Origin of the sequence: Sphingobacterium haloxyli (assembly GCF_002980525.1) — a bacterium.
In the GTDB taxonomy this organism is placed as follows: Bacteria; Bacteroidota; Bacteroidia; order Sphingobacteriales; family Sphingobacteriaceae; genus Sphingobacterium; species Sphingobacterium haloxyli.
Map to the genome: position 1 here is coordinate 280,678 of NZ_PVBQ01000005.1, position 13,169 is coordinate 293,846.

The window sequence follows — 13,169 nt, forward strand, 5'->3', positions numbered from 1 at the left end:
GTGAATGCAAAGCATTTTATTTAGGTTTGAATCCGCTAGAGGCTGTGTTTGATGAGAAATACGATTATCATTACCATTTTACTGTTTGTCGCCATTATTGGTGCGTCGCTATATTATTTTGCAAATTTAGAAGGGGAGAAAAAAGAAACACTCCGTCCACTTACTTTCCTCCCCAAAGAAACGTTTCTCGTTACCACGTTTCAAAACGACGCGACTACCGACAATATTTTTAAGGACTTTGAAATCTTCGAAGCCATGGTTGGAAGACAGGAATTTGAGCAATGGCACACGTTAAAGGCCAAACTGCTTAGACATTCTACCATCCAACCTTATGTAAATGAAGCTGATCTGTACGTTTCCTTTCATCCAGAAAAAGAAAAAATTGCTACGTTGTTTACTATCCCCACATCAATGTCGATGGATAGGGAGACAATCTCCTCGTTCTTAAGGGGGCTCGCTCCTGCCTACACCGTAACGCAAAAAGACACCCTTGAAACCCATATCTACAGCTTGGATAAGGGAATCAAAGATTCTGTATTTCATATTGTATGTCATGAAAACATTTTATTTGCTTCCTTTTCGGACAGTCTATTATATAAGGTAATGGATAAACAAGCTCCCAAATTGGAGAAGGAAGAAATTGATTACTTTGTAGAAAATAATAGCCGAAATTCCCCCCTCAGTGTATATTTTGTTCATGAGCAAATACCTCGAATCGCGGCGCACCTTATGCGTCGCAAGGCGGGTAATTTCATCAAATTGTTCAACAACCTCGGCGGGCAATCTGCATGGAATCTAAGTTTCAAGAATGATGCCCTTATATTGAGCGGCGAAAGTAAGACGACGCATAACAAAGAAAACTATATTGAACTGTTCGGAAATCAGGGGAAAACATCACAGACGTTGTATACTTACTTTCCCGAAAATACTGCTTCCTATCTCTCTTTCGCTATCAGCGACTCCGACAACTTCCGAAAAGACCTGTTAGCGCTGTTAAAACGACGGAACGAACTTCTACAGCTGCAGGCACAGTTTGCTGAAATGGGAAAAAGCAAAGATGTTTCTTTTGAAGAGGATATACGCCCTAGTTTTGGAGGGGAATTTGCTTTGGTAGAACAGAGTAACCGAACGGAATTAGCTTTCATTTCGGTCGCCGATTCTACGAAGCTAAATGCATTCATTTCATCAATGGCCACGAGGGTGTCGGATTCTCTCTATCGATTAGACCATTCGAATATTCCATACGCACTTTATGGCGACCCGCTCAAATCGTTCACCCGCCCATACCTCTTGCGTGTAGGGAATATCCTCGTGCTGGCCAACCACCAAAGTCTATTGACTGCGTATCAACGCGATTGGAGAAATGCAAACCTATTGACCAACACATTAGGTTTCAAAAATTCAGAGCGAATACAGGGAAACGAAGCTAATATCACCTGTTTCGTGCGCACAAGCGCATCATCCTCTACGATTAGCAACCTGCTCAAATCGGCATATCGCAAAAGTTTTCGTGATAAGAACGATTTCGGTTATCAAGATTTTTATTCCTGGTCTATTCAGATAGCGGGTAATAATGGTAATTTCCAATCCAGTATTTACGGCGTGTACAAAAGTAAAAACGCGTTGGGCGCAACAGCCAACTGGGTATATGCGTTTAACAATCGACCGATTACCGCACCGCAAGTTTTCGAACATTCGGATACGAGCCAATTTATTTTGGTTCAAGAGCAAGATCATTCCGTGCACGCTATTAGCCCTTCGGGCACCAAACTTTGGTCTACCGTATTCCACGGACGTATAGTTGGTGAAGCTCAACAATTGGATGACCGATCCATTGTACTGGTAACGGACCGAAACAGGCTTTATCGATTTGACCCAGACGGCCAGTCTTTGCCCGGTTTTTCATTAGGGATGGACAGCGAGCCCACTTATAGACCTACGATTAGCAACGTTGGTGGCGAACAGTTGATCTTCATTCCTGCAGACCGTGATTTACTGGTGTACACATTAGACGGTAAAAAGGCGGAAAGCTGGGGCGATAAGCAGCTGGACGGAAAAATATTATTTGATATCAAAGTGCATGACAATCAAATTTTCGTGGGCACAGAAAATGGCCATTTTTATCAATTCGATGCACAAGGCAATCTTCTTAAAGAAGAAGTTATAGCGGACAGCCAGTTTAGAAACCCAATAGCGATTGCTAGGCTGGATCAAAACCGACATGCGGTGTATGCCGTTGATACCGCTCAGGTTTCTTTTACGATAGATTTTAACGAAGAACCGAAATCCGCAAAGCTGGAACACGGAGGAAACCACACGCTGATTTCGTATTTTCCAAATGTGGATGGTATAGCACAGCGCATGACGATTATCGACCAAAAAAAACTGCTGGCAAAAAATATACACGATAACAGCACCTTATTCGATTTTACTTTCACGCAAGAGATAAACGATCGTCCGCAGTATTTCACAGATCGTTCAAATACCTATTTAGGAGTTGCTTCTCGTAAAAATTATCTTGTTTATCTCTTTGATGAAAGGGGATCGATACAGGACGGTTTTCCTATCGAAGGGCTACCAAATTTCTATTATGGTAAAATCGATTACAATAGTGCGACATACTTGCTTTGTATCAGACGGGACCGAAAATTATATGCATTCAAACATTAAGCAGACGTTAGGCTGCCCGACAATTCACAAATCTTAACATTTTTTAAGAAAGAGATAATCGTAAAAATTTTTGCAACCCGCAAAATAATAGTAGGTTTGCACACTTATAAGATTTATGCTGACAGGAGAAAATAATTTACATTTACTGGCCCAACCTAAGAATATCGTTATCACAACTCATCACAAACCCGATGGAGACGCACTAGGCTCTTCTTTAGGTTTATATCATTGGCTGAAAACGAAAGGTCACCAGGTAGAGGTCGTATTATCATCTGATTTCCCAGACTTCCTAAACTGGATGCCAGGGCGTGAAGACGTTATTATCTTTCCGAATGAAACAGAACGGGCGAAACGTCTTATACAACATGCCGATATTATTTTTTGCTTGGATTACAGTGTACTTAGCCGTACCAATATTTTGGAACCTGTACTTCGCACTGCAAAAGGTCAAAAATGGATGATAGACCACCATTTGGATCCCGAAGATTTTGCGTCCCTCAGTTATTGGGATGCCACGGCTGCAGCGACCGCCCAACTGGTTTATACGTTTATCACCGATGCGTGTGACGACATCGCGGGCATAACGCCGGAAATTGCTACTTGCCTATATGCAGGTATCATGACAGATACCGGTTCATTTCGTTTTCGCTCCACCACTGCAGCAGTACATTTAATTATCTCTAAGCTTATCGAATCGGGAGCTAAGAACTGGGAGATTCACGAACACGTTTACAATAGCTCGACTGAGAATCGGTTGAAATTTTTGGGTTATTGCCTGTTAAACTGTCTGGAGGTTATCCCGGAATACAACACCGCAGTATTCGCTGTTACAAAAGAGGATTTAGAACAGTTCCAAGTGACCACAGGTGATACGGAAGGATTGGTAAACTACGCCTTGTCTGTCAAAGGTATCCGATTGGCAGCGTTATTTATTGACAGAACTGAATTAATTAAATTATCTTTGCGGTCGACTGGAGAAATTCCATGTAATGAAATTTGTAAAAAGTACTTTAACGGAGGAGGACATTTAAATGCTGCGGGGGGGAGTTCGACAGAACAACTCAGCCAAGTGGTAAACAAGTTCAAATCTATATTGCCTGCATATAAAGAAATATTAACAACATAACTTAAGTGACTATATCAGAATGAAGAAATCAATTTTATTCCTTTCGGCCGCTGTAGGCTTACTAGCTGCAACCAGTTGCCAAAATTTCAAGAAAGGCGATGGCGGTCTTGAATATAACATTGTTAAAGACGCAGGAGCAGAAAAAGCGCAGCCAGGCGATTTATTGTCGGTAGACATGATCGTAACATCGGATCGTAAGGATTCCTTATTGCAAAGTACATACGACATCGGTTTGCCTCAAATTGTCAATATCGCTCCAGATTCCATCCCAGGCTTATATGCTGGTGATTATAACTCCATGTTCAAAATGTTAGGAGAAGGCGATAGCGCTATTTTCCGTTTAAATCTAGATACTATGGCTGCAAAAACTGGGCAGCCGAAACCAGAATTTGCGGACAAATTCGCTACGTTTAAGGTAAAGGTAAGGAAGCACTTCAAAAAAGGAGATTTGACGGATTCTGCCATGTACGCACAAGTCGATGAGTATTTCAAAGCGGAAATCGAAACATTGAAACAAGCTGAAGAAGGCAAATTGGCAAACTACATCGCAAAAAACAAGCTGGATCCTAAGAAAACTGATTCCGGACTACAATATATAGTGAAGGAAGAAGGTTCAGGAAACAAACCGGCGCTCGGAGACACCGTAGTGGTTAACTATACCGGCTCACTTGTATCGGGTACAATTTTCGACACCAATGATGCCGACGTCGCAAAAAAAGAAAACGTATTTAATCCAATGCGTCAATATGAGCCTATCCGTTTCCGTGTAGGTCATGATCCTGTTATCCAAGGATGGACAGAAGGCCTGCAGTTATTGAGCAAAGGTTCTAAAGCGACATTATTGGTTCCATCAAGCATCGGATACGGTGAACGTGGTGGCGGCAAGATCCCTCCATATGCCCCATTGGTATTTGATGTGGAATTGGTTGATATTGTTCCTGGACCAACAGACGCTCCGGCCGATTCAACAGCTGCAAATTAAGTCTGTAGTTATTTTATTTAAAAAGGCGAACGGAAGACTATCCCGTTCGCCTTTTTTGCCATTCAGAAGTTTCTACCGTGCGTTTTTTCCATGATTCGATTTGTTATCGCAGGGAATTTTTTCAGCAACGATATGAACAGATTCGTTCGCCATTCCTTGCCCAGTTGGCTTTGTACGAAGCGTCCGGTCTGCAGACGTACAGCGAACTGCTTTTTCCATTCTTCCACGTATGCGGCTAGCATTCCATCTAGTGAGAGCTGTTTTTGTAAATATTTGTCGACTAGTTGGGTAAGCAGTTTACCGCTGTGCATAGCCATACTCATCCCATTACCGCAAATCGGTGTGATCATACCACATGTGTCACCGACAAGTGGCGTACGGGCGAAAACAGGTTCCTTTGTATCAAATGAGATCTGAGAAATCGAGAGTGGTTGGGTATACTGGAACTCGCTTTGTTCAAACAATTGCCGCAAATAGGTATTCTTATATAGAAACCGCTGCTCCATCTCTTTAATGCCGCCGCTATCCTGCAAGTTAGATGCTGTTGTCAAATAACATAGGCAATATTTATTGTCTTCAATTTTAGAAATACCACAATAACCATTCTTAAAATTATGTAGCGCGATTGTATCGTCTGGGAAACTGGTTTTGATGTGATACTTTATACCGATATAATTATTGAGTGCATTTGGTTTCCTCGATATAAAGTCACGTTTCCAATATACATCAATATTACTGCGTTTTCCGAAAGCACCAATAGCCATCCGTACCCGGACACTTGCAGTGGACGAATGAATCAAATAATAATCTGAACACATTTCCATATGATCTACCTTGCAGTTGTCCTGAACCTCCACCCCTATCTCCCGGGCGCGCATAGCAAGTAATCCATCTATTGTATAACGGCTAATACCAAAACCGCCCAGATCGAGATCCGCGTTCAACAATATTCCGCTTAAACTACTTACCTGTATCTTTTTAATAACAGGTAACGTCATACCCGCAAGGTCAATACCGCAATCGGTGAGGTAATCCCAGCTTTCGAAGCTGATGTATTCACCACAGACACGGTGAAAAGGAAAACTATTTTTTTCAAAGATTACAACAGAATACCCCCTTTTCCGTAACTGGATAGCTGCGGTTAAGCCAGCTAAGCCGGCACCAACAATGCCGATATCATAATCAATACCGTCCATTCCTGCACACAATTAGATATCGGAAAGCCCATTGCCAGTCTATAGTCGCCCCGCCAAGGCCTGCCTTCTCAAACAAATTGATCCACTCTGCTTTGGTAAATCCACGCCGCACAGATAGCGCAGCGTCGTGTCTGACTAGATAAGATTTCGAAAATAGTCTGGTTAACCATTTAATGCTGTAATAGGCACACGGATGACGGTGTAAGTCATTTATAAAAAAGCCGTATCGGCTGTTTACGCGCATCCAACGCAGCATCTCAACCAAATCTCCCTCATCAAAATGATGGCAGAACAGTGAGTTAAAAAAAATATCTGGCTTTTTAACAAGTGTATTCGCCCGATAATCGTCACATATGAATTGAATGTCCAATATGCCATAACGTGACTTCGCATACGCAATAGCATGCGGATTGATATCTATACCTGTAAGCTCTACTTCGATTCCGCGTCTTCGACACCATTTCTGAATCACGACTAAATTGTCCCCTCCTCCGCAACCAATTTCACAAACACTCACTTTCGTTCTGTTATTTAGCAGCTTCTTCAGGCCCTCCAAAGTTGTCCGATGCCCACCCAGCCAAGTGTTGATCGTACCCAGCTCTTGCATGGTCTGCTTAATATCCTCAAAAGGAACCAATGGGTTGTCTAACAATTCCTTTTCGTCACTTCGTTTTAGAAAATCAGACATGATAAAGGTAAAAAGTTTCCAAAGTTAAGCCAGGACCAAACGCCATGCCAACCATATTCTTTTCTTTCGCACTATCTGGGGTGTCCCTCGTCAATTTTTCTAGTACAAAGAGCACGGTGGGGCTGCTCATATTGCCGTAATCGCGGAGTATCTCGTAGCTAGGCTCCAGCTGCGCTTTTGTAATATGGGCACCTCGCTCAATAGCTTCTAGTATTTTTTTCCCGCCGGGGTGTACACACCATAGGTCCACATCCCCTTTTCCTATGTTATAGCGTTGTAGTGCACGCCTAATGACGGCATCGCAGGTGCGCTCCAATATAGCGGGTACCTGATTGGTCAAGGTCATGAGAAACCCATTCGCTGAAATCCGCCACGCCATGTCATCCAGACCGTCAAAATTTATTTCACTATAGAAGTCCCCTAATCGCCAACCACTAGTACGCGCATTATCACCTTCTATCAGTACAGCAGCAGCTCCATCTCCGAAAATTATCGTACTGGTCACGTTATCGATCGTCCGGTCGGTCTGAAAATGCAGGGTACACAGCTCTACGCATACGAGCAATACCTTCGCATCGGGGTCCTTTTCTGTAATATAATGTGCTTGCTTTAAACCATGGATAGCCGCGTAACAGCCCATGAAGTTTACAGACGTACGACAAATATCGCTCCGCATATTGAAACGTTGAATCAGGTCTATATCTATCCCAGGTGCTTTGACACCCGTACAGCTGACGGTTATTAAGTGGGTAATCTTATCTCGTTCCAAGTCATCTGGTAAGCATTTCTCTACGACTTCCGCAGCTAGTCTAACCGCTTCCTCGTCATATATTTGTAGCCGGTCTTCAAGCTTTCGCTGGATTATTGCATCTCCATCGTTGACCAAAAGTCTGCTATCTCCTATGTTGGGACAAAAATCAGGAACGACCGAATAACGGGTATCGATACCGCTCGATCTGTACATAAACCGTAGTTTGCGTTCATCCTCTTCCGTGTTGGCATGTATTTTTTTTACGACCTCAAATATCTGCATCTGTTTTTGCCCATATCGAGGTACCGCCGTCGCAATCGAAGTTAGTGTACCCATATATAAGATAACAAATATAGCAGTAGGTGGTTTTGCGCCGCTCTTTAAAACCCCTAAAATCCGCTATTTCTTATGACCCGTCTCGTATTTATTTTTGTTAAAAAATAAATGGCAAATGAAAGTTCCAAAGAGGAAGAAAGACCATTATCCCCCCGCTGTCTTGGCACTCGTCAGCTTATCATGCGGTATAGCGAGCATTATCGTTATGCGATATTGGCCCACTATATCCTCTTATTGGTTAAATGTGGTTATTTATGCCTGTTTATTTTTCTTTTGCGTGTCCGTACTATTAGGAGGGTACAGTCTTCTTATCAAGCAGAATGCACGTGCATGGACAGCGCTTGTAATCGGTTCAATCTTTATCATACTTTTATTGGTCAGCTTTTATCTGATGAGCAAAATGTGTGTTATCTGTTAGCGATGAGATGTAAGACATATGTTACGTTATTAAGTATGCTAGTTTTTCTCGGTTCGTGCTCGAGCTGGAAAAATCTTCTCGTGTCTCCTATGCCGCCAACGCAATATGTTTATCGCGGTGACACTGTCCAACAATGGTCCTTAATACGCTTGGATAGTATGGGAGGGCCATGGGGGTACATTTCAACAGTTGACAAAAGAGCTATACGTCCTGTTTTTGATTGGGCCGATGATTTTTCCGACAGCATGGCACTTGTATACTACCAAGGCCGTTACACTTACGTCAACCATCAGGGAAAACAGATGCGTCGCATCAATGCGCATCATGCTTATCCTTTTTCCGAAGGTCTCGCCGCGGTGCAACATGGTGATCAATGGGGCTATATCAATCATCGCGGTAAGTGGGTGATTAAACCTCAATTCGATTGGGCGTTATCGTTTTCCCACAACCGTGCTGCCGTTGCGCGAGGCAATCAATATGGCTTTGTTAATAGATGCGGTCAGATGATTATTACGCCCCAATATGAGGATACGAAACCGTTCGCCAATGATTTATCCATTGTCAAAAAAAACGGGAAGTATGGGTTAATCGATACACTCGGCCGGGAAATACTACCAAATGTATACCGCTACATCGAACCGTGGGAAAAAGGCACTTATAGGCTGCATGTCGGCCATAAAAAAATGGGCTTGGCCGATCCTCAGGGACAAATTGTACTGGATACTATTTACACGACCATTAGTATACAGCACGATAATTTTCTTCACGTAGTTCGAGATCGTCTTGCCGGTTTAGTTGATTTTAGAGGGAGGGAAATATGGCCGACAGCATATACTTTTTTAGGATTTATTTCTGATGAGGGATTCTTAGCGGCCGTAAAAGACGGTAAGTATGGTATTGTGGATACAGCCGGGAAAACCTTGTTGCCTTTTATCTACGACGACGGTCAAGCAGGATTTGTAGAGGGTAGAATCACCGTATACCAAGGCAATAAACTCTTGCTGATGGATACTGCTTTTCAGATCATCAAAGAACTTCGTTATAACAGAAGCTATGCATTTTCCAATGGCTTCGCTCTTGTTGAAGCGAAGAGAAAAAAAGATTACGATGAGCGGCAGTTGGGCTACATTAATCGCCGGGGAGAAGAAATCATCCCACCCCAATATCACAGTGCCTATCGTTTTAACCGAAATGGATTGGCGATTGTCGGCTTACGCAAAGAGGGTATCTCGACCTACATGGTAATCGACACAACGGGAATGCGCTGTACCTCTCGTTTGCCGACCAATCATCCGGCAGGTTTACTGCATAGCCTAAAACCTTTTGGCAACCGATTGTTTTACAACGACAGCGGGGGCAAATCTTTGGCTTTCTTTTCGTCCAGAACGGGCCGCTACATACCGGACCTCCCCTACACTGCTTTTTCGCCATTAAAGTATAGTGACCGCGAGGATTTGGCAAAGGTGCGTATTGGCTCGCTCGTGGGGCTTATCGATACAGCGATCAACGAAATTTTACCGGTGCAATTTGAAGATATTAGCACTTACAAGGGAAATCGTATTGCCGTCAAACAAAACGGCAAATGGGGTTTTGCCGATGACAAATTTCGATTCCGCATCCCCTTTGTTTACGATAAGGTAAGCGCATTTCATTATGGATATGCCACGGCGTACAGTAACACAAAGCAAGGTATCATAGACCCGAAGGGTCGTACCATCATCCCTTTGCAGTACAAAAATACGACAGTAGATTCACTGAGCAACCGTGTTTATGCGATAGGGGAACAAGGAAGCGATGTATATGATCGCTACGGCCGATTGTTGTTAAGAAGCGAATATGAATATATTGGTGGTTTTTGGGGCAAGCATTACAGCACATTCCGGCAAGGAGGTAAGATGGGTATCTTAGACGACAATTTCCATATCATCTGCCAGCCCGAATATGACCACATCGGCCCGTTCTATGACGGTCGTGCATGGGTAATCAAGGGCCAAAAGGGAGGCTTTGTAAATTCTGCATTTCGGTTGGTTATTCCCATCGAATACGACTGTGTCGAAGCGTATGCACTAGGCTTTACCCGGGTCGAAAAAGATGGAGAAGCGTTTTACATCGACGTCCATGGAAAAAGAATACAACCTTCTGACACAGAAATCGCAGAACGAAGAAATGCGATTGAACGGCGCAATACAGGGTTCTTTGAGTTTAGCAGTTGAAATGGCTATTTTTAACACCTTTTTAACTATTTTTGGAATAGCACTTCCTAAAATATTTCACATGATACAAAACCCCGCTTTCGGATTCAATGCCAAGGTACTACATACGCTCTTATGCTTTTTTGTCTGTCTTATGCCCGGCATACTCCCAGCACAGATTGATAAACAAGATTCGCTGGAACGGGTATTACAAATCAAGAATCTGTCTATAGGTGAAAGGATACTCACCATGGGACGATTAGGCACACACTATTACTTTAACAGAGAACAAGCCAAGGGCAACAAATTGTTAAAGGATGCGGTGGAGCGAGCCGAAGCACTACCAGACAAACAGTTTCTTGCGCGAACGTTAGCCGTCCAAGCGATGATGTTGCGCATACAAGGCGATTCCACGGCAACATCTAAACTAGCGTTGGCACTCAATAACCTTACCGAAGGCTCGGCCGCAAGCATAAAAGGTTATGTTTGGTATGCTAAAGGCTGGATGGAAGCACGCGATGAACAGCTTGTAGAGGCCACAGCAAGCTATATCAAAGCATTGCAGTACTACGATAATTCCGAAGCCCCTACAGACGTCGCTACCAAATCGTCTATCTTTAACGAGCTGTACAGCATTTATGGTTCGTGGGGAGATAAAGAAAATATGGAAAAGTATGCTCGGCTTGGATTGAAAAATGCTCAAAAATCAGGTGATCCTGAACAGCTTGCTTCTAGCCTGTATTCTTTAGCCTATACGTTTGAAGAACGCTATCGTACCGATAGTGCAAATCAGTCCTTCCGTGATTCAGCAGAATTCTACTATAAGCGATCGATATCAACGATTACTCTTCATGAGAACCGTATCACACCCCGTTCGCAACTACCTTTCAACGCATTGGGTCTAGCCAATTTATACTCCGAGTTTTATCCACTAAACTATAAAGATACCGCCAGACGATATTTGGATATCGCATTGAAAGAGGGTCTGAATAGTAAACAATACACCGTGGTGACCGGAGTCTATGGAATTATGGGTGAATACGCGCAGCGTGAAAACCGATGGGATGACGCGGAGCATTATTTGAATCAAGCCACCATGTATAATCAAATGAATGAAATGCCTGAACTCGCCACCCAACTCCATCTAATGCAGGCGCTCGCTACAGTGGCCGAAAAGAAAGAAGATTATCAATCTGCTTTAGTATACTATAAAAATTATTTATCCTATTACAAGCAGCAGTTTGATAAAGATAAGATGACATCCAGCAAAGAACTTGAGGCACAATACAGTACAGAATTGAAGGAGCAAAAACTAATCATGTTGGAAGAACAGGTGGCACACCGGAAAACGCTAAACGTCATTTATATCATCCTATCGTCGACCATTTTCATCGCGCTTATTTTCCTGTTCCAAGCCTACCGGCAACGCTCCAAAAGCTTCAAGCAGCAACGGCTTTTGCATCGCATGGAACTGGACAATATCAAGCAGGAACACAAAATATCCCTCCTATCAGCTATGATCGACGGACAGGAGAACGAGCGGGCACGTATCGCCCGTGATCTACATGACGGGCTGGGCGGACTACTTTCGGGACTGAAAATTGAGCTTTCGGGTGGAGTAGCGCTTGCAACTACAGAAAACACGAAAGTACTCATCCGGAACGGCTTGTCACGCATTGACCAAGCAGTAGACGAACTCCGGCGTATTTCCCGCAATATGATGCCTGAGATATTGTTACATTATGGCTTAGCGGAAGCGCTGAATGAATACTGCCGATCGTTGAAACGCTCTGGGGTCAATATCACCTGTCAGGTGTTCAATTATCAGCAGAACTTATCGAAAAACAAACAGGTGGTGATATATCGCATTGCACAGGAGCTTGTTAACAATGCAGTAAAATATGCGAAGTCAAGTCATATACTCGTGGAACTTCGACAGGAGCAAGAACACTTATCGTTAACCGTGGAAGACGATGGTATCGGCTTCGATATCGAACAAGCCAAGAAGAAAAAGAGTTCAGGGCTCCAAAACATCGAGGCCCGGGCTGTCTTTCTAAACGGCACACTGCATATCGATAGCTCATCAGACGCTGGTACCTCAACGGTATTAAGTTGCCCGTTTAGTTAATAAGATGACATAACTTAGAAATATGATACGAATATTTATTACCGATGACCATCCGATAGTACTGGATGGTCTAAAGAACCTGATTACTTCTCAAGAAGACATGCAACTCGCTGGATTGTTTCGTAACGGTGCCGATACGATCGCAGCGCTAAAACAAGAAGTTCCTGATGTACTTTTATTGGACATCAACCTTCCGGACATTAGTGGTATTGAATTAAGCCGCCAATTTAGTGATTCGTATCCAGATCTCCGCATCATCGTCTTGAGTATACATAACGAAAAAGCAGTTATCGGATCCGTCTTAAAAAATAATGTAAAGGGTTATCTGCTTAAAAATTCTGCAGGAGATGAGATCATCGATGCCATACACCAAGTGATGGAAGGCGAAACCTATCTTTGTTTGCAAGTACGGGAAATATACAATAATGGTCATGGTTCAGGCCTGGAAGCTGTACCTGTAATCACCCGCAGAGAAAAAGAAGTTTTATCTTTGATTGCAGAAGGATTTACATCTTCGCAAATTGCAGACAAACTATTTATAAGTACGCACACGGTAGACTCGCATCGAAAGAACTTAATGGAAAAATTTAACACGAACAGTATTGCAGCTGTCGTTAAACGTGCTACTGAATATAAGTTATTCTAATAGCTACTTACATAATCGCCAACATCTTCTGCCATA

General features: G+C 43.0%; 9 protein-coding genes. 6 read left to right on the forward strand and 3 right to left on the reverse strand.

Annotated elements, in window-relative coordinates; translation table 11 throughout:
• Positions 1 to 51: 51 nt before the first annotated feature.
• From C5745_RS08480 to C5745_RS08490, 3 genes are all read left to right on the forward strand, one after another.
• On the forward strand, positions 52 to 2,670 hold the full coding sequence (locus C5745_RS08480; RefSeq protein ID WP_105716559.1) for an NHL repeat-containing protein: 2,619 nt from the start codon (positions 52 to 54) through the stop codon (positions 2,668 to 2,670).
• A gap of 115 nt (positions 2,671 to 2,785) precedes the next feature.
• Positions 2,786 to 3,796 carry a DHH family phosphoesterase gene (locus C5745_RS08485; RefSeq protein ID WP_105716560.1) on the forward strand — a complete coding sequence of 337 codons (1,011 nt, stop codon included), beginning with the start codon at positions 2,786 to 2,788 and terminating at the stop codon, positions 3,794 to 3,796.
• A gap of 19 nt (positions 3,797 to 3,815) precedes the next feature.
• On the forward strand, positions 3,816 to 4,778 hold the full coding sequence (locus C5745_RS08490) for an FKBP-type peptidyl-prolyl cis-trans isomerase (protein WP_105716561.1): 963 nt from the start codon (positions 3,816 to 3,818) through the stop codon (positions 4,776 to 4,778).
• Positions 4,779 to 4,840: 62 nt separating this feature from the next.
• Here C5745_RS08490 and C5745_RS08495 read toward each other — a convergent pair whose 3' ends face one another.
• Genes C5745_RS08495 through C5745_RS08505 form a run of 3 tightly spaced genes read right to left on the reverse strand, consistent with a single transcriptional unit; the run spans position 4,841 to position 7,749 of the window.
• Positions 4,841 to 5,974, reverse strand: a complete 1,134-nt coding sequence (locus tag C5745_RS08495) for an NAD(P)/FAD-dependent oxidoreductase (RefSeq protein WP_105716562.1) — start codon at positions 5,972 to 5,974, stop codon at positions 4,841 to 4,843.
• Positions 5,961 to 6,662, reverse strand: a complete 702-nt coding sequence (locus C5745_RS08500; RefSeq protein ID WP_105716563.1) for a methyltransferase domain-containing protein — start codon at positions 6,660 to 6,662, stop codon at positions 5,961 to 5,963. Before C5745_RS08500 ends, C5745_RS08495 begins: the two co-directional genes overlap by 14 nt.
• A complete protein-coding gene (locus C5745_RS08505) occupies positions 6,655 to 7,749 on the reverse strand; it encodes a type III polyketide synthase (RefSeq protein WP_105716564.1) in 1,095 nt (364 codons plus the stop codon). The genes C5745_RS08500 and C5745_RS08505 overlap by 8 nt, the downstream gene beginning before the upstream one ends.
• 108 nt (positions 7,750 to 7,857) lie before the next feature.
• On the opposite strand from C5745_RS08505, the gene C5745_RS20600 reads away from it, so the two are divergent.
• The 3 genes from C5745_RS20600 to C5745_RS08535 all read left to right on the forward strand — a co-directional run bounded on the left by C5745_RS20600 (position 7,858) and on the right by C5745_RS08535 (position 13,133).
• Positions 7,858 to 10,380, forward strand: coding sequence for a WG repeat-containing protein (locus tag C5745_RS20600; protein WP_133166327.1), 2,523 nt, complete (start codon positions 7,858 to 7,860; stop codon positions 10,378 to 10,380).
• Positions 10,381 to 11,875: 1,495 nt separating this feature from the next.
• Positions 11,876 to 12,487: a sensor histidine kinase gene (locus C5745_RS20605; RefSeq protein ID WP_243403293.1), complete on the forward strand. Its 612-nt coding sequence runs from the start codon at positions 11,876 to 11,878 to the stop codon at positions 12,485 to 12,487.
• A 22-nt stretch (positions 12,488 to 12,509) separates the two neighbouring features.
• Positions 12,510 to 13,133, forward strand: a complete 624-nt coding sequence (locus tag C5745_RS08535; RefSeq protein ID WP_105716566.1) for a response regulator — start codon at positions 12,510 to 12,512, stop codon at positions 13,131 to 13,133.
• Positions 13,134 to 13,169: the final 36 nt, after the last annotated feature.

Excerpts from the sequence above, each read along its gene's own strand:
- C5745_RS20605 (WP_243403293.1), top strand. The coding sequence starts at position 11,876 with ATGATCGACGGACAGGAGAACGAGCGGGCACGTATCGCCCGTGATCTA.
- C5745_RS08490 (WP_105716561.1), top strand. The coding sequence starts at position 3,816 with ATGAAGAAATCAATTTTATTCCTTTCGGCCGCTGTAGGCTTACTAGCT.
- C5745_RS08480 (WP_105716559.1), top strand. The coding sequence starts at position 52 with ATGAGAAATACGATTATCATTACCATTTTACTGTTTGTCGCCATTATT.
- C5745_RS08535 (WP_105716566.1), top strand. The coding sequence starts at position 12,510 with ATGATACGAATATTTATTACCGATGACCATCCGATAGTACTGGATGGT.
- C5745_RS08505 (WP_105716564.1), bottom strand. The coding sequence starts at position 7,749 with ATGGGTACACTAACTTCGATTGCGACGGCGGTACCTCGATATGGGCAA.
- C5745_RS20600 (WP_133166327.1), top strand. The coding sequence starts at position 7,858 with ATGGCAAATGAAAGTTCCAAAGAGGAAGAAAGACCATTATCCCCCCGC.
- C5745_RS08495 (WP_105716562.1), bottom strand. The coding sequence starts at position 5,974 with ATGGACGGTATTGATTATGATATCGGCATTGTTGGTGCCGGCTTAGCT.
- C5745_RS08485 (WP_105716560.1), top strand. The coding sequence starts at position 2,786 with ATGCTGACAGGAGAAAATAATTTACATTTACTGGCCCAACCTAAGAAT.
- C5745_RS08500 (WP_105716563.1), bottom strand. The coding sequence starts at position 6,662 with ATGTCTGATTTTCTAAAACGAAGTGACGAAAAGGAATTGTTAGACAAC.